Origin of the sequence: Bacillus sp. PK3_68 (assembly GCF_003600835.1) — a bacterium.
GTDB lineage: Bacteria > Bacillota > Bacilli > Bacillales > Domibacillaceae > Pseudobacillus.
The window spans coordinates 2,428,824-2,445,574 of record NZ_NQYC01000001.1; the positions used below are offsets into that span (position 1 = coordinate 2,428,824).

Below are 16,751 nucleotides of genomic sequence, written 5' to 3' on the forward strand. Positions count from 1 at the left end.
TGAAACAGCGTATATTGACGAAATTTATTGATCGTTTATTTCCCAATGAATCGGCTCTTCTCCAAACCTCTCCAGACATTCATTGGCTTTTGAAAAAGGACGGCTGCCAAAGAAGCCTCTTGAAGCCGATAGAGGACTTGGATGCGGTGCTTGAATGATGCAATGTTTCTTTTCGTCAATCAGCACAAGCTTCTTTTGAGCTGGCTTTCCCCATAAAATAAACACAACGGGCTTTTCACGGCTGCTGATCAAGGAAATAATCCGGTCCGTCAGCCGCTCCCAGCCTTTTCCTTGGTGGGAATGAGCTTCACCTTGTCGCACAGTCAGCACGGTATTGAGCAAAAGCACCCCTTGCTCTGCCCATGGCACCAAGTAACCGTTGTGCGGAATGGGACATCCTAAATCGCTATGCAGCTCTTTAAAAATATTTCGCAGGGAAGGCGGCACTGGAACATCCGGCTTCACTGAAAAACTTAATCCATGCGCTTGTCCAGGACCATGATAGGGGTCCTGTCCGAGAATAACTACCTTTACGTCTTTATAAGCTGTATAACGAAGAGCATTGTAAATATCATCCATATTAGGGTAAATTGTTTTTGTTGCATATTCCTTTTTGAGAAATTCACGCAGCTCCTGGTAATAAGGTTTCTCAAACTCTTCCGCCAGCAGCTCGCCCCAGTCGTTTTGCAATATTTTCTTTGTCATTCCCACCACTCCTTCTCCATCATCCTGATAATTGTTAGAATCTGGTCTCTTACTATCCTGAAATCTTTACAGTTGCTTTATACCCGATATGCTCAAAAATTGCTCAAGCGATTGTATGGCATTTTCTTCGGCTTTTTGAAGCAGCCCCTGCTCAACCGCTTCTTTTTTAATTAACTGCCTAGCTTCATCTGCAAGGGTATACCCTTCTTTCCAATCCACCTTTCCCCGAAAGATTCCTTCCACTGAGAACAGCTTTACTTGATCAGTCATAAGAGCCGGCTCTTGCAAAATTTTTGCTCTGGGGATATAGATTTTAATTGTTTTATTCTTTTCATCCACTTGAATATCCGCTTTTGATAGTTTACTTAAATCCACACCTGCGAGCACTTTCCCAGGCACAATTAACAAAACTTTCCTTTTTGTTCCCGGCACGTCTACACCAATCTTTTGTCCAAAGAGCTTATTGTCTTCCTGTTCAATTACTGCCTTTACATAAGCTTCTGCCGTAGCCAGTGAATTTAAATTCTTGATTTGTTCAACAAAAGCAGCCGGCTCTCCTTGCCCGGAATCAGAATATAAAGATAGGAGACCAAACGTTCCAAGGGCAAGCATAACTAACACAAAGAGAGCGAGCAGCCATCTTGTTGCTTTTCCTGTCAAGAACACAGGCAGTCCTCCTGTTGCCGCTGCTGTAGATGCTGTCTCACTGCGCCCGGCCTTTAGTTCTTTTATAAGTGCTTCCAGCTGCTCCAGCTTTTCCCTTTCCTTGCGGTCCATCTCATCCCTCCTATATGGGTTTATTACCCTTATCTTAACAGCCATGCGCGCCAAAAGGCTTGTACAAAATGTTTTAATTTTTTAAAATGTTAATAGCAACTTATATCGCTATACACTCAAAGGAGGATTTTTGCAGCATGGAAATGAAAAAAGTATTAACCATTGCAGGATCAGATACAAGCGGCGGCGCAGGCATTCAAGCAGATTTGAAAACATTTCAGGAGCACGGTGTCTATGGAATGACGGCGCTGACAACCATCGTGACGATGGACCCCGACAATCATTGGAGCCATGGTGTTCACCCGCTATCTATTGATACACTAGAAGCCCAATTAAAAACTGCCATGTCTGTCGGAATTGATGCTGTAAAAACCGGGATGCTGGCAACTGCTGAGATCATTGAAGTAGCAGGCAAGCATATTAAAGCCAATGGACTAGATAAAGTCGTGATTGACCCAGTTATGGTATGCAAAGGGGAAGATGAAGTCTTAAATCCGGAAGCACCGGTTGCTATGCGTGAATTTTTACTGCCGATCGCTACCGTTGTAACACCGAACTTATTTGAAGCCGGACAACTTTCTGGAATTGGGCCGATCCGTACATTAGAACAAATGAAAGAAGCCGCTAAAAAAATTCATGACTTGGGCGCCAAAAATGTCGTTGTGAAAGGCGGCAAACAGCTCGAGCATGAAAAAGCAGTCGATGTCTTCTATGACGGCAATGAATTCACTGTATTAGAAGCCGAAAAAGTAGCCACTACTTACAATCATGGAGCTGGATGTACATTTGCTGCTGCTATTACAGCCAACTTGGCAAAAGGACAAGATGTAAAAACGGCCGTATCTAATGCGAAAGATTTCGTCAGCGCAGCCATTCGCCACGGCTTCAAGCTAAACCAATATGTCGGTCCAGTTATGCACGGTGCTTTCAATCAAATTAGAAACTAAGAAATTTTAAGCCATCCATTGTTAAAAGGATGGCTTTTTAGGCTCATTTTTCGCAATCCCTAATTATTTCTTGTAAAATGTTCATTACAGGTGCTTATGGAGGTGGATGAACGTGGAGCCAATTATTGTAGCAAAGGTTCAAGAATCGATTGACCGATTTGCTCAGAAGGAAGTATATATCCATTTAGAAACGACGAATGGAGCTTATGCCTCTCACTTTGATGAGAAGTTTTTTTCAGCAGGTGCTTATATACGCAATGCTAAGCTCGTTTACGAGCATGGAAAAATAGTTGGGGAAGGCCCCTACCGCGTCGGGCTGAAACTATCAATTGGCTGGGTATATGCAGAAGGACTGACCCATTTCGGCTTCGATGAAAACGGCAGGCTGCTTCTTGCCGGCCATGGCTTTGACGGAAAGCTCGCTGTTGCTTTGCAAATAGGCGAAGAACCGTTTAAATAATTTGTAAAGGAAGGTGATTCTCCCATATGTTAACGGAAATTGAAAAAGAACAGCACGTACTCGTTATTTTTCCGCATCCTGATGATGAAGCCTTTGGTGTTTCTGGCACTATTGCTACACATAGAAAAAGAGGGACCCCTGTTACATATGCTTGTCTGACACTTGGGGAAATGGGACGAAACCTCGGGAATCCGCCGTTCGCTACCCGGGAATCGCTGCCGGATATCCGTAAGGCTGAGCTGATAAAAGCTGCCGAAGCAATTGATATTCAAGATTTGCGCATGATGGGATTACGTGATAAAACGCTGGAATTTGAAGATGATACGAAAATGGCCGATCTCGTTTCCGGTTTGCTTGCTGAGTTGAACCCTTCTCTTATCATTAGCTTTTATCCCGGCTTCGCCGTGCATCCCGATCATGAAGCTACCGCGCGCGCCGTCATTCGTGCCGTTCGCCGGCTCCCAGAAGATAAACGACCGAAGCTTCATCTCGTTGCGTTTGCCAATAATACAGACACAGATCTTGGGGCACCGGATCTTGTCTATGATATTTCAGACGTTTTCGAGCAGAAGATGGCTGCCTTGCGCGCTCATATCTCTCAAACGGCCTGGATGCTAAAGGAAATGGAAAAGCTGCTTGCGCAAAATGACGAAGCAACTATTCAGCGCATAAAGTTTGAACGCTTTTGGAATTACCGCTGGGACGATGACAAGGTAAGCGAGCTGCAATAAATTAAACAAGAGGATGACCAAATAGGTCATCCTCTTGTTTTGCTCAGGCTTTATCAAAAATAATTTTATCTGGAATAGAGAACAGTTATCCGGAAGTTAATTGCTTTTTTCGAAAAAATACGCCAGCCCCTGGGCCGGCGTGCATATCGGCAGTTAAATCAATAAATTAAATAGGAATGGATCATTGTTAATTTCAATATACGGGAAACCTTTTTGCTGCATGCGTTCAATGAGCGGCAAATAATCTACTTTTGATTTCAGTTCGATACCTACGAGAACCGGTCCTTCATCACGATTCGTGCGCTTTGTATATTCAAAGCGTGTAATGTCATCATGCTCACCAAGAACTTCGTGCATAAATTCACGTAAGGCGCCAGCACGCTGTGGGAAGTTAACGATAAAGTAGTGCTTCATGCCTTCATAAATAAGCGACCGCTCTTTAATTTCCTGCATGCGATCAATATCATTGTTGCCTCCGCTAATGACACAAACGACATTTTTCCCTTTGATTTCCTCTTTATAAAAATCAAGAGCGGCAATAGACAAGGCTCCAGCTGGCTCAGCGATGATCGCATTTTCATTGTATAAGTTCAAAATCGTCGTGCATACTTTCCCTTCCGGTACAACAACGATATCATCAATCACTTCACGGCACACTTCCATCGTTAAGTGACCTACTTGCTTTACTGCTGCCCCGTCAACGAATGGATCAATTGATTCCAAAGCAACTACTTTATCCTGGGCTAGCGAGGTTTTCATCCCTGCGGCCCCCTCCGGCTCAACACCGATCATGCGAGTGTGAGGGCTAATGCTTTTCATATAAGAACCAACGCCTGCTGCGAGACCGCCTCCTCCAATGGAGCAAAAAACATAATCAATCGGCTGAGGAGCTTCATTCATAATTTCTACTCCTACCGTTCCTTGTCCAGCAATCGTTGGATAAGCATCAAATGGATGAACGAAGACCATCCCCTCTTTCGTGCAATATTCCATGGCTGCTTCGTATGAATCATCAAATGTATCGCCAGTTAAAATGACTTCAACATTTTGGCCACCGAACCGCTTAACTTGGGAGATCTTTTGTCTTGGCGTTGTGGACGGCATGAAGATGACGCCTTTAATATTTAACTGGTTGCAAGAGAAAGCAACTCCTTGCGCATGATTACCAGCGCTCGCACAGACGACTCCTTTCGCTCGTTCTTCCGGTGGAAGATGGTAAATGAAATTGTACGCACCGCGCAATTTAAATGAACGAACGACCTGTAGGTCTTCTCTCTTTAAGAAAATATTACACCCGTAACGGGCAGAGAGTAATTCATTTTTTTGCAACGGCGTCTTGATCACGACGTCTTTTAATGTTTGATTTGCCACTACGATGTCTTCTACTTTTATTTTTGTTAAGGCTTTACTCACATTTTTCCCCTTCTTTAATTGAATTTTAAGAATTATTTTAACATACCTATTCAGAACATGGATAAAAAATCCCGATATTTCTTTAAATTTTCTCATTTCAGTCATTTTAACATAGATTTCTCTTTTGGCTTTCAATAGGAATTTTTTATCTGTCCCTTTTTATTTAGCTCCAGATAGAGAGTTATAAAAAACTCCTTTGGCTTTCACATTTTTGCATATTTAAAAATGAATATTTTTAAATATGCAAACCTTCCAATTATTATTCAATATTAGTAAATTTTTGAATAAAAACGTTTTCATACCCTTTTGTTTATGCTATATTCAGAAGGGAGGTTTGAATCTTTTGTATATTTGAATAATAATAAAGGGGGTTGCATTTTTAATCACTTATGTATAAAATTTAAAAATAATTAATATTTATACAAACATATACATAGAAAGGAACATGTATTGAATGGAAATTACTACTTCTAGAAGCTCTTTATCTAGTATTTTACGTTTTGTTATTCCTTCCTTAATAGGAGTTTTCTTTTTTATGACGCCTGTGCCGATTGATGGAGAGCTGACTATTCCTATTGCTATTTTATCTAATTCTTTGCAGTCAGCTATGGGCAATGTCATCCCAACGATTATGACGTATTTGGTCGTATTAGCGGCTGTGGGTACTATTTTTGTCAAGACTACGCGCCCGGCGTTTGTCCGCCGTTCTCCGTTTCTAGCTTCATTGTTTGATGTGGCGCCAGTTTGGGCTCTCGTACGTATCATCGGTGCCATATTTGCTGTGATGACCCTTTATAAGCTTGGACCTGAATGGGTGCATTCCGAAAATACAGGTGGCATGCTTTTGTATTCACTCCTGCCGATTCTATTTTCTACCTTCTTATTCGCTGGCTTGTTATTGCCACTGTTACTCAATTTTGGACTGCTGGAGTTCTTTGGCTACTCTCTAACCAAAGTGATGCGCCCTCTCTTCAAGCTTCCCGGCCGCTCATCGGTTGACTGTCTGGCTTCCTGGCTTGGTGACGGGACCATTGGTGTCCTCTTAACAAGCAAGCAATATGAAGAAGGGTTTTATACAAAGAAAGAAGCCGCTATTATTGGCACGACGTTTTCTGTCGTATCGGTTACATTCTGTTTAGTCGTGATTAACCAAGTCGGATTAGCCCGCTATTTCCTTCCTTTTTATGGAACCGTTATTTTGGCAGGGATCGCTTGTGCTTTAATCTTACCGCGCATCCCTCCTCTTTCTAAGAAGATGGATACGTTTGTAAATGACGAAGTGAGAAAACATGATGATGAAAGTATTCCGGAGGGCTATACACCATTTAGTTATGGTTTTGAACAGGCGGTTGCTCAAGCTGAAAGAAACAAACCGTCAGCTGTCGTGAAAGATGGGATGCAAAATGTAATCGATATGTGGCTCGGGGTCGCCCCAATCGTAATGGCGATCGGTACGATTGCTTTAATTATTGCTGAAACCACTCCATTCTTCCAATGGCTTGGCCTGCCATTCATTCCATTATTAGAATTATTGCAAGTGCCGTTTGCTCAAGAAGCCTCGGAAACGATTGTTGTTGGGTTTGCCGATATGTTCTTGCCGTCTATTATCGGATCAGGCATTGAAAGTGAGTTAACTCGCTTTGTGATTGCCAGTCTTTCTGTTTCCCAGCTTATCTATATGTCTGAAGTCGGCGGCCTTCTTCTTGGAACGAAAATCCCGGTTTCTATTAAAGACTTAATTTTTATTTTCTTATTAAGAACGCTTATCTCCCTGCCAATTGTCGCGGGTATGGCACATTTATTATTTTAATGAAACACTTTTGCACATGCTTTCGTATGAAAGTGTGTGTTTTTTATTTCACATTGGCGGTTTCTTTATCCTAGTAAATATTTGTATAATGTGAATAGCAGCTTTAAAGAGCGGAAGGAAGTGTAAAGTTGAGTGGTCAATAAAACATGGTTTCAAACAGGAATTGCACTTGTGCTGGTCCTGATTATTATTTTGTTGTTCAGACAAATAAATGATATTTTCAATCCACTAGTCATTGTTATGAAAACCGTATTTTTACCTCTTGTTCTTGCCGGGGTCCTGTTTTATTTAACGCGCCCTGTCGTTAACTGGCTGGAAGGAAAGAAACTGCCAAGATGGGCTTCGATATTGAGCGTATTCCTCCTGTTGATTATCACTTTTTGGGTGTTATTTGCGCTGATTGGCCCAATTGTGAATGAGCAAGGGGCAAGACTGGCAAAAAATACGCCGCAGATGGTTCAAGTTGCAGAAGATGCCATCAATTATTTAATGAATGAGAAAGAACGTCTTCCTCAATTTGCGATTCAATCCCTTGAAGACGCAGAAGGAAAAGTGGAAGATTGGGCAATGGCTTTTGGTACTTGGTTAATTAACTTTTTGCAAGGATTACTGCAAACGGTGTTCTTAACCGTACTCGTTCCATTTTTCCTATTTTATATGCTAAAGGATAGAGAAAGATTTGCGCCTTTTCTAGCTAACTTTTTTTCAGGTCACCGCCGGCAATGGATCCTCCGAACGTTAAAAGATTTAGATGAAACCTTACAATCCTACATCCAAGGTCAGCTGCTCGTTAGCTTTCTTGTCGGCACCATGTTATTAATCGGCTACTTAATCATCGGCCTGGATTATTCATTAATTTTGGCGCTGATCGGCATGGCAACTAATGTGATTCCTTTCCTTGGGCCTTATCTGGCAGTAACACCGGCATTGTTAGTCGCTTGGATTCAAGATCCACAAATGATTATCTGGGTCGCCCTCGTTATGCTGATTGCCCAGCAAATTGAATCAAACTTGATTTCCCCAAATGTCATGGGAAAAGCGCTCGACATCCATCCGCTTACAGTTATTACCTTAATTTTAGCTGCTGGTAATATTGCGGGTATTTGGGGGTTATATTGGCCATCCCTACATATGGAATTCTGAAAACGATCGCTGTGAATCTTTATGCAGCACGCCGGGAAATTAAAGATGTAGCTACGAAAGATATATAAAATTTGCAACACCAGTGTCTTCATCGTCAGATAGGCGCGATGAAGACCTCCTATCTTTATAGGAAGCCTTCATATCTGCTTTCTCTCCTCCTGTTCAATGCATTCAAAGCAACAAGCAGAGCCATCATCTTTTATTACACCATTAAAGAATCCGTCTAGACAGTAAAGGACTTTTCCACACCTTTTACATATGCTTACCTTCTCTTTCATTCTAACGACCTCCTTACTTTTTATATTAGAGATCTATTTTCATGTTCCTGTCATTATTTTCACATCGATAGCTTTTTATTTTCTGTATAATAAAAAACACTTGAATATCCTTGTTGTAAATGAAGAAAGCTAAAGAAAACCATCTAAGAAGGAGATTGCAGCTTGTGACAAAGCGAAATAGATTAATCATAGCCTCCCTGCTTGTTTCTCTTATCATTCTTATCGGTTATGGGACCTTCACAGTCCATTCTAAGATAAATACTCCTCCTCCCAATGTGACAGTTTTTGTACATGGGTATAAAGGAACGGCTGTCTCTTTCCGCTCTATGCTGAATCGCTTTGAAAACGAACAACAGTGGGGCAAAAAAGCAATCGTTTGCCGTGTAACAGCTGACAGCCAAGTACTCTGTGATGAAACAGGCCGTTTCTCCTCAAGCAGTCGGCTGTTCGTTCAACTGATCTTCGACAACAATCGGGCAAGCTTTGAAAATACAGCCTATTGGTTGTCCAAAGCCCTGCATACCTTACGTGAAAAATATAAATTCGAAGAAGTAAACATCGTGGGCCACTCAATGGGGGGCATCGTTTCTGTTAAATTTCTTGAGGAATATGCCAAAAAAACCGGCTACCCATTCATTAGCAAATTAGTCGTAATCGGTAGTCCGTTTTCAGGATTAAAAGATAGAAGTTATTTAAATCGAAACTCAGGGCCGGTAGCAATGGACTTAATGCCACAATCGGCAGCTCTGGAAAAACTGTTTAAACAAAAAGAAAATTTCCCCTCCGATGTACAAGTGATGGCCATTGCTAGTTCAGGAGATCAGCTTGTTTCTGTGGATAGTGCCCTTAGCTTAAATAAAATTGTACCAGCTTCAAACTTTCATCACGCCGTTATAACAGACCCTAGCCTTAATCATAGCGGCCTGCATGAAAGTAAAAAAGTAGACCAGCTGATCGGCCGTTTTCTGTGGGCAGAGTAATCAACAAACGGATGTCCCTTACGCTTCTAGCGTCAGGGACATCTGTTGAATATTATATAGCAGTATCTTTATAGCTTTGATCTAATTCCTTCGCATATATTAGTCAAAATGTGATGGCTCTCCATTTCAGGATAGCAAGCCTGCAGCTTTTCTCTGCACTTTTTACTTTCAGCTAAATAGGCCGTGCCTTTATTCATAAGCATCCGGTAACGCCCAGCAATCTCTTGAATCTCAGCCGCATACCTTTCATCCGTGCCCTCTGCCACAATCTCTTCATACAAATCAATGATGCTATCAGTTGCTTTCTCTGGAAAATACTCATGCGGGGCTGTGCTGTCAAAAATAGCAAAACTGAGTTCACGTACAATTACCATATCGATGCTGGCGGGATCGAAGCCGCAATGATACATTTCTACGTCATATCCTCTCTGTTCAGCGGCAGAAGCGATCTTTTTTAACATCGTTGACTTGCCCGTTCCAGCACGGCCTTTAATAAAATATCTTTTAGCAAGGCCCTCTGTTAAGTTATCAATAAAGTCCACCGCTCCTTTTGGTGTAGCAGCTCCTAAAAAGCGGTGTCTAATGAGGCCGCCTCCATTTTCAGAAAGACTTGGAACCAAGCGGGCAATCCATTCATCTGCTAACTCATTGGCTCTTTTTTTATTCAGCTGTTGAATATAAATGCCTTCCCACTCATCATGGACAGCCAAGGCTTTGCGGAAACAAGCATAAGCATTTTGCCGGGCGATTTCTTCCTGCTCTGCTAATTCCATTATTTCTCGTTCCTTATCTGCCGGCACAGATGCCTGCTCTGGAATTCTCACCTCATGTACATGCGGGCCGGAAATAGATGGCGCCAACTGCTTCATTAAAATAGCTGTTTGTTTTTTCGTTGCAATGATTCCCTCCACTTGGTCAGGATCTCCCGGACAATGCAACAATTCCATAGTTATTCCTTCCGCCATCAGCTGATCGGCTAGCTGCTTAAAACAAGCCGCTCTCTCTGCCGGTGTGCCTCCGTCCACGAGGAAGACTTGCCTTAGCCCTTGTAGATTTGAATCAAGAAGGTTGTGCAGTCCTTTTGCCGTATTTCCCCTCGCAAAATAACGAATCACATTCCTGCTCATTTTTGCACCTCTTTGTATCAGTTTTAAGAATGGTCCTCTCTCACTATATGCAAGGGCATTTGTCTATGTGACATATAGAGCAGGCTGCCAATGGAGAAACAGCTGTTAGTTGCTACTTAGGTTGGTTTATTTTATGATTTCATGTTCTGTCACTGCATTTGTAATCGTGATTAAATCGCCTGTTTTTAATTCCATTTGCCTGCCGATCTTGCCAGCGCTAACAATAACATTTTCCCGGGAAATAGTGCGCCGATCCAAAAAAGTAGGGTATAGTTTTTTCATGCCAATCGGTGAACAACCACCTCTTATGTAGCCCGTATATTTTTGAATGTCTTTTACAGGGATCATATCCAACTTTTTAGCCCCCGCTGCTTTAGCGGCTTTTTTCAAATCAAGCTCTTCAGCAACCGGTATGACAAATACGTATATTTCTTTATCCGCTCCAATTGTAACGAGTGTTTTAAATACGCTGTCTTCGCTTTTGCCGATCTTTTCCGCGGCGGATAGACCATCAATTTTTCCGTCGGCAGGATCGTAAGCATACGTCTCATATGTTAGTCCAGCTTTATCAAGTATGCGCATCGCATTCGTTTTACCCTTCACTTCTTTCAGCTTCCTTTCCTCTTAAAAATAAGCCTGTTATGATAATTAGTATAAACGATTAAAGAGATGAGGTGTAACCTGTGGATCATGTGACTGTCACATCTATTATGAATGTAATGAAAGAGTTTCTACCGCCGCATACATCTATTGCAGTAGCCGATTCAGAAAAATTTATCTACTACGAGCCAAGCAAGCTGATTGATTTGCGCATTCGTCCCGGAGAGCCCTATAAAGAAGGCAGCGGAGCAGCAAAAGCCATTGCCAACAGACATGAAATTTCGGAATACATTAATAGCGATGTATATGGAATACCTTACTATGCCATATCTATCCCATTATTTAACGGCGCACAAGTCACAGGAGCCGTTACAACTATCTTTCCAGCAAAGCCTTCTCCGATCGCAGCAAAGTTTTTTACAATTAAAGCTGAAGACCGCTGGTATCCTGTTTCTTATGAAAAGATTGTTTATCTTGAGGCGGAAAACCGAAAAACAAAAGTACAGGCGATCGGCGGAGAAGGCTATCATAAAATGAGCTTAACAGAGCTTGAGTTTATGCTGCCAAACGATTTATTTATCCGTGTGCATCGTTCATATATTGTCAACGTTAGTTTCATAGAAGAAATTCAACCGGACTCCCACTCCACTTTTTTGCTCGTTATGAAAGATCGGACAAAGATTCCTGTTAGCCAAACATACTCTAGTTCCTTCCGAAAAGCATTGAATTATTAACTTCTGCTTTATGTACGTTTTTTTCTGCTTTGTCGCTTTTTAAAGGCTTTTCATGCAAAAACGAATGAGTAGACGCAGGAAGGTTGCTAGAATTATAAAAAGTGGCAAAGGGGGAATTTTAATGAACTCACGTATCACTAAACAGCTGCGCAGTGAAGAACTGCGAAAGAAAATTGTTTCAGCAGACGAAGCAGCCTCATGGATTAAAGATGGCATGACTCTTGGTTTAAGCGGATTTACACGAGCCGGCGATGCAAAAGCAGTGCCGATGGCATTAGTTGACCGAGCCAAAGATGAAAACTTCAAAGTGGATGTATATACTGGTGCCTCTCTTGGGTCAGATATTGATAAAATGATGGCAGAAGCAGGCATTATACATAAACGGCTACCTTTCCAAGCGGATGCTTCTATGCGAAAGAAAATCAATCAAAGAGAGCTGCTCTTTACCGATCAGCATTTATCACACGTGGCTGAAATGGTGCGTTCTGAGGTCTTGAATCCAATCGATTTTGCCATTATTGAAGCGGTTGCCATTACGAAAGAAGGCAATATTATTCCTTCTACTTCTGTAGGAAACTCATCTATTTTCTTGGAAAAAGCAAAGAACATTATTATCGAATTAAATCTTGCGCAGCCTGCTGCACTTGAGGGAATGCATGATATTTATGAAGTGGGTGAACAAGGAAAGCGTTTACCAATTTCTTTAACGTCTGTTGAGGGACGCATAGGTACATCCAGCCTGAAAGTGAGCATGAATAAAATTAGAGGGATTGTTTTAACAAATATGCTAGATTCTCCTTCAACGATTGTGCCGCCAGATGAAGAAACGGCCATTATAGCCGATCATTTAATCGGTTTTTTGCGTGAAGAAATTAAAGCGGGACGACTTACTAACCAACTGGCTCCGTTGCAATCAGGAATTGGCTCTGTTGCCAACGCTGTGCTGCACGGATTAATTGATTCTGAGTTTGAAAATCTAAAAATCTATTCAGAGGTGTTACAGGACGCGGTGTTTGATTTACTGGACAGCGGGAAAGCCCGCTTTGCCTCAGGCTGTTCAATTACTCTGTCGCAGGAAAAGATGAAAACTATTTTTCCAAAGCTTGACCAATATAAAGAGCAGCTTGTGCTGCGGCCGCAGGAAATCTCCAATCATCCTGAGATTATTCGCCGGCTAGGACTTATTTCCATTAATACAGCATTGGAAGCAGATATATATGGAAACGTGAATTCCACCCATGTTTGCGGCACAAAAATGATGAACGGAATTGGCGGTTCAGGAGACTTCGCCCGCAACAGCCGGCTGGCAATCTTTGTAACAAAGTCTATCGCGAAAAATGGAGATATTTCAAGTGTTGTTCCTTTCGTCTCCCACGTAGACCACACGGAGCATGATGTGGATGTTCTAGTAACGGAGCAAGGGTATGCGGATCTGCGCGGACTCTCCCCCGTGGAGCGTGCTCGTCTCATTATCCAGAACTGCATGCACCCAGCTTATAAAGAACAGATGACAGCTTATTTTGAAGAGGCTTTAACATATGGAGGCCAAACCCCTCATGTGTTGAATAAAGCTTTCTCCTGGCATCTGAATTATATGGAAAAGGGCACCATGCTGCAGCCTGAAGCTGCTTCCGCTAAAAAATAACCTTGTTTAGAATTCCTATTTTGTAACGTCTGCAAGATGGGCTTCAGCCTAGATGAAAAGCCACCCCATTCTTTTCATCTTAACAAGCGCTTTCGCTGAGACCATCTGGCGTTAATGATAAAAGCACTATTCTATCTTTTATGTAAGCTCTTAAAAAGCTGCCTGGCTGACAACCAGGCAGCTTTTTAGCTCTTCTGTTGCTTCTTGCATCCTTCTCTTGCAGGAGGAGAGAGACTAACAATGATATCCCCTTCTTCTCCTTTCGGACTATTGTCTTTTACATAAAATAATACTTTTCCATCCGGCTTTAATATAAGTAGCAAAATAGTCTCTCTTGCCCTCTCCTTCACATATTGCTCATAGCTATACCGGGCTGTCAGCTCGGTTTTCCGGAAAATATAATGTTGTTTCAGCTTTTTATTCAACTCTCCCCAGGTAGCCTCTTCGGAAAATAGAATGCTTCCTCCAATCGCGTGGCTATAGTCTCCTGAAGCAAGCTGGCGATCTGTATCAGCGCTCAATTGAAATAAATTGTTTCTTCCCATTTCTGGCACAAAGGTGTTACAAACCAAGGCATTGTATGCATCATCATCCGTGGCAGCTATCATGTATTCATAGGGAGTACGGTCCATTTCGTATTCGGCCTGTTCTGACAAAATTTCACCGTGATAAAAAGAAAGGCCCGCCGCTCTTGCTTTTTGCAGTCTCCTCCATGACTCATCAACGATTAACACAGGCACATTTGCCTCATTCAATGCCACAGCCAGCCCGACTGTAAAATCGTTGCTGCCAACAACTAATACTCCTGGTTGAGAATCAACAGCCAGCTTCCACCTTTTTGCCAACCAGCTAATTGAAAACCCATGGGCACACACAGTGGCAAACACTAGGGCGAGCGTGAGAGAAGTTACAATACGAGCATCTTCGTAACCGGCTCTAAGAAGTGAATCGGCAAAATAGCCCGATACTGTCAAGGCAACAATTCCCCGTGGAGCAATCCAGCCCACAAGCCCTCTTTCTTTCGCTGTCAAACCCGTTCCAATAGTGGATATCCAAATGGATAAAGGGCGAACGACAAAGAGCATGAGAGCGACAAACAGTAAAATATGCCAGTCAAAAATTTGCACCAGGACATCCAGTGACAAAGAAGCTGTCAGCATAATGAAGATGGAGGAAATAAGTAAAATCGATACGTTTTCCTTAAAATGCCTCATATCTTTTATAGAAGATATTGGCATGTTAGCCATTGTCATTCCCATAGCTGTAACAGCGAGCAAGCCTGTTTCATGCATGAGTTCATCCGATATGGTAAAGCATGCAATGACCAATACGAATACAAATGGAGCTTTTAAAAATTCGGGTATCGCTCCTTTTTCTACCATTAACCCAATACCTTTGCCGAGTGCCCAGCCGAGCAGCACGGCGAATAATGAAGCAGCAAAAAAGATAAATAATGCCGTGAGGTGAAACTCGCTGTGCATAAAGACTTTAATAATTTCAAAAGCAAACACTGCTAGCAGCGCACCAAGCGGGTCTACAATAATACCTTCCCATTTTAATATCGCCGCTGTCCGCTGTTTTAACTTTGCCTGGCGCAATAGCGGCAAGATGACAGTCGGTCCCGTAACAACGAATAAACCACCAATGACGAGAGCAGCAGCCCATGACAAGCCTGCAACATAGCGAGCAGCAAGTGAGCCAAAAATCCAGGCAAGCAATGCTCCCAGGGTGATAATCCGGATAATTGGCTGTTTAAGACCTTTGATTTCTTGAAGATTCAAATTTAAACTGCCTTCATATAAAATAATAGCTACCGCTATGGAAACAACGGGTTTAAATAGCTGTTCAAAATCTTCTTCTGGATTGATTAGACCAAGCACAGGCCCGGCGATCAGTCCTGCTACTGACATAATGACAATGGCCGGAAGCCGAAAACGCCAGGAAATCCATTGAGAAATGATCCCCAACAATCCAATCATCATAAGATGAAATAGCATCGAATCAAGCATAGTGACCTCTTTTCTTTGAGAAATACCGAAATGTCAACCATGTATTCCCTGATTCCGATGTTTATAAACTTCCTCTGTAAAGGCGACAGCCGAGAAATAAAAGCTTTCCCTTTACAATTAATTGTTTCCTAACGCCAACAAGCCTGATCTCCTTTTTTATGGAGATCAGGCTTGTCTTATTCATTCACTGTCATAGAACGTGGTGCATCTTTTTTTGCTGCGGAAACTGAATCGGCTTCCTTCGGCTTGATATCGGAAGGATTCAGTCCATGACCAAGCGTCCCATAAGTGTCTCCTCCGACAGGATCTACAAGCTCCACTTGATTACTGTACAGCCGCGGTGTTTTATAAAGAGCAGCAAGCGCCTGAATCATCGGCATTTCATGGTATCTTTCCGGCCAGCGTTTTTTAAGCTCCGCTTTGACGAGCGGATAATATTTTGAACTCATTCCCGGATATAAATGATGTTCTGTATGATATGAAAAATTAAAGTGCAGCACATCTACCCACTTGGGTACTGTTACTGTCAAACTGTTAGCAAGTGGATCATTAACAGGGACGAGCGGATTTAAGCGGTGATTCGTTGCAATATAGGCCATGACAATAAAATTGGCAATCAAGAGTGGAAGCAGAAAAGCAAATGTCCACTTTAACGGCCCGATTAACAGCAACAGCCCGATCCATGTAAGCCAAGGAAACAGCAGCTGCATCCAAACTGACAAGCGCTTTTCTCGGTTAAATTCTTTTACAAAGCGCTTAAACATTCTTAAAGAATGCATCGTAAAAGTTATCGCTAAAAAGGCCATCCCTAAAAACCCTCGCAGTGACAGCGGAAGCCGATAAAAAGGTTTTAATATTTTAGCTTTTGAAAACTGTTCAATCGTTGGCCAGGCATCCGGATCTTTCTCCTCATCCTGCGTATGGCGATGATGTGTCATATTGTGCCACTTCACCCATAACTTCGGCCCGGTGCTTAGCGGAAAGAAAGCAATCCCTCCTGTTAATTCGCGAAGCCAGGCTTTTCTTACAACCGTTCCGTGCAGAATCTCATGTCCCAGAAATCCCATAGCTGCAAAAGAAGTACCTAATATCATAGAAATAGCTAAGCTTAGCCATATGTTAAAATCGGTTAAACTAATCGTCAAAATCCCCGATACGACAATAACCAGATAGGCTAGTCCTCCCCAAAGACGCCCGGGAACAGGGCTGAATGCTTTTTTAGGCAGATGCGATGCTACACGAGCAGCATACCAACCGAATGATTGAAGCTCTTTCAATGTGCTATCCCTCTTTTCAAATGTATCTTATCTATAAACTATCGACTGACTGACACCTTCTCAACTAGGGCCAATCGTATCACTTTATTTTCACACTTGTCAATAAATTTGTTAC

At 42.3% G+C, this 16,751-nt stretch carries 15 protein-coding genes; 8 read left to right on the forward strand and 7 right to left on the reverse strand.

Annotated features, from left to right (window positions below; translation table 11 throughout):
* Window positions 1–24 precede the first annotated feature (24 nt).
* Together CJ483_RS12405 and CJ483_RS12410 are read right to left on the reverse strand one after the other, a co-directional pair.
* Window positions 25–705, reverse strand: coding sequence for a uracil-DNA glycosylase (locus CJ483_RS12405; RefSeq protein ID WP_120035390.1), 681 nt, complete (start codon window positions 703–705; stop codon window positions 25–27).
* Between the two features lie 66 nt (window positions 706–771).
* Window positions 772–1,482, reverse strand: a complete 711-nt coding sequence (locus tag CJ483_RS12410; RefSeq protein WP_120035392.1) for a DUF4230 domain-containing protein — start codon at window positions 1,480–1,482, stop codon at window positions 772–774.
* 137 nt (window positions 1,483–1,619) lie between these two features.
* Here CJ483_RS12410 and pdxK point away from each other — a divergent pair, with 137 nt between their 5' ends.
* The 3 genes from pdxK (at window position 1,620) to bshB2 (ending at window position 3,620) form a co-directional block, all read left to right on the forward strand.
* Complete coding sequence (gene pdxK / locus CJ483_RS12415; RefSeq protein ID WP_120035394.1) at window positions 1,620–2,429, forward strand: pyridoxine/pyridoxal/pyridoxamine kinase; 810 nt, start codon at window positions 1,620–1,622, stop codon at window positions 2,427–2,429.
* 106 nt (window positions 2,430–2,535) lie between these two features.
* The gene (locus tag CJ483_RS12420; RefSeq protein ID WP_406908982.1) at window positions 2,536–2,889 is read left to right on the forward strand and encodes a YojF family protein; all 354 of its coding nucleotides are present in this window, start codon (window positions 2,536–2,538) and stop codon (window positions 2,887–2,889) included.
* Between the two features lie 26 nt (window positions 2,890–2,915).
* Window positions 2,916–3,620 carry a bacillithiol biosynthesis deacetylase BshB2 gene (bshB2, locus tag CJ483_RS12425; protein WP_120035399.1) on the forward strand — a complete coding sequence of 235 codons (705 nt, stop codon included), beginning with the start codon at window positions 2,916–2,918 and terminating at the stop codon, window positions 3,618–3,620.
* Between the two features lie 153 nt (window positions 3,621–3,773).
* On the opposite strand, the gene ilvA is transcribed toward bshB2, so the two are convergent.
* Window positions 3,774–5,033, reverse strand: a complete 1,260-nt coding sequence (ilvA, locus tag CJ483_RS12430; protein WP_259455638.1) for a threonine ammonia-lyase IlvA — start codon at window positions 5,031–5,033, stop codon at window positions 3,774–3,776.
* A gap of 454 nt (window positions 5,034–5,487) precedes the next feature.
* On the opposite strand from ilvA, the gene CJ483_RS12435 reads away from it, so the two are divergent.
* The 3 genes from CJ483_RS12435 to CJ483_RS12445 all read left to right on the forward strand — a co-directional run bounded on the left by CJ483_RS12435 (window position 5,488) and on the right by CJ483_RS12445 (window position 9,244).
* The gene (locus tag CJ483_RS12435; protein WP_120035401.1) at window positions 5,488–6,843 is read left to right on the forward strand and encodes a YjiH family protein; all 1,356 of its coding nucleotides are present in this window, start codon (window positions 5,488–5,490) and stop codon (window positions 6,841–6,843) included.
* 132 nt (window positions 6,844–6,975) lie between these two features.
* Entirely contained in the window at window positions 6,976–7,986 is a 1,011-nt protein-coding gene (locus tag CJ483_RS12440; protein WP_259455639.1) for an AI-2E family transporter, read from the forward strand.
* 442 nt (window positions 7,987–8,428) lie between these two features.
* Complete coding sequence (locus tag CJ483_RS12445) at window positions 8,429–9,244, forward strand: alpha/beta fold hydrolase (RefSeq protein ID WP_182917039.1); 816 nt, start codon at window positions 8,429–8,431, stop codon at window positions 9,242–9,244.
* 68 nt (window positions 9,245–9,312) lie between these two features.
* On the opposite strand, the gene CJ483_RS12450 is transcribed toward CJ483_RS12445, so the two are convergent.
* Together CJ483_RS12450 and ybaK are read right to left on the reverse strand one after the other, a co-directional pair.
* A complete protein-coding gene (locus CJ483_RS12450; protein WP_120035405.1) occupies window positions 9,313–10,371 on the reverse strand; it encodes a hypothetical protein in 1,059 nt (352 codons plus the stop codon).
* Between the two features lie 126 nt (window positions 10,372–10,497).
* Window positions 10,498–10,953 (reverse strand): Cys-tRNA(Pro) deacylase, encoded by a 456-nt coding sequence (gene ybaK, locus CJ483_RS12455; protein WP_120038001.1) that lies wholly within the window; start codon window positions 10,951–10,953, stop codon window positions 10,498–10,500.
* 101 nt (window positions 10,954–11,054) lie between these two features.
* Between ybaK and CJ483_RS12460 the strand changes: the two genes are divergently transcribed.
* The gene (locus tag CJ483_RS12460; protein ID WP_120035407.1) at window positions 11,055–11,705 is read left to right on the forward strand and encodes a LytTR family DNA-binding domain-containing protein; all 651 of its coding nucleotides are present in this window, start codon (window positions 11,055–11,057) and stop codon (window positions 11,703–11,705) included.
* A gap of 121 nt (window positions 11,706–11,826) precedes the next feature.
* Window positions 11,827–13,350 carry an acetyl-CoA hydrolase/transferase family protein gene (locus CJ483_RS12465; RefSeq protein ID WP_120035410.1) on the forward strand — a complete coding sequence of 508 codons (1,524 nt, stop codon included), beginning with the start codon at window positions 11,827–11,829 and terminating at the stop codon, window positions 13,348–13,350.
* Between the two features lie 185 nt (window positions 13,351–13,535).
* On the opposite strand, the gene CJ483_RS12470 is transcribed toward CJ483_RS12465, so the two are convergent.
* On the reverse strand, window positions 13,536–15,359 hold the full coding sequence (locus CJ483_RS12470) for a cation:proton antiporter (RefSeq protein WP_120035412.1): 1,824 nt from the start codon (window positions 15,357–15,359) through the stop codon (window positions 13,536–13,538).
* Window positions 15,360–15,535: 176 nt separating this feature from the next.
* A complete protein-coding gene (gene desB / locus CJ483_RS12475) occupies window positions 15,536–16,636 on the reverse strand; it encodes a Delta(10) desaturase DesB (RefSeq protein WP_120035414.1) in 1,101 nt (366 codons plus the stop codon).
* Window positions 16,637–16,751: the final 115 nt, after the last annotated feature.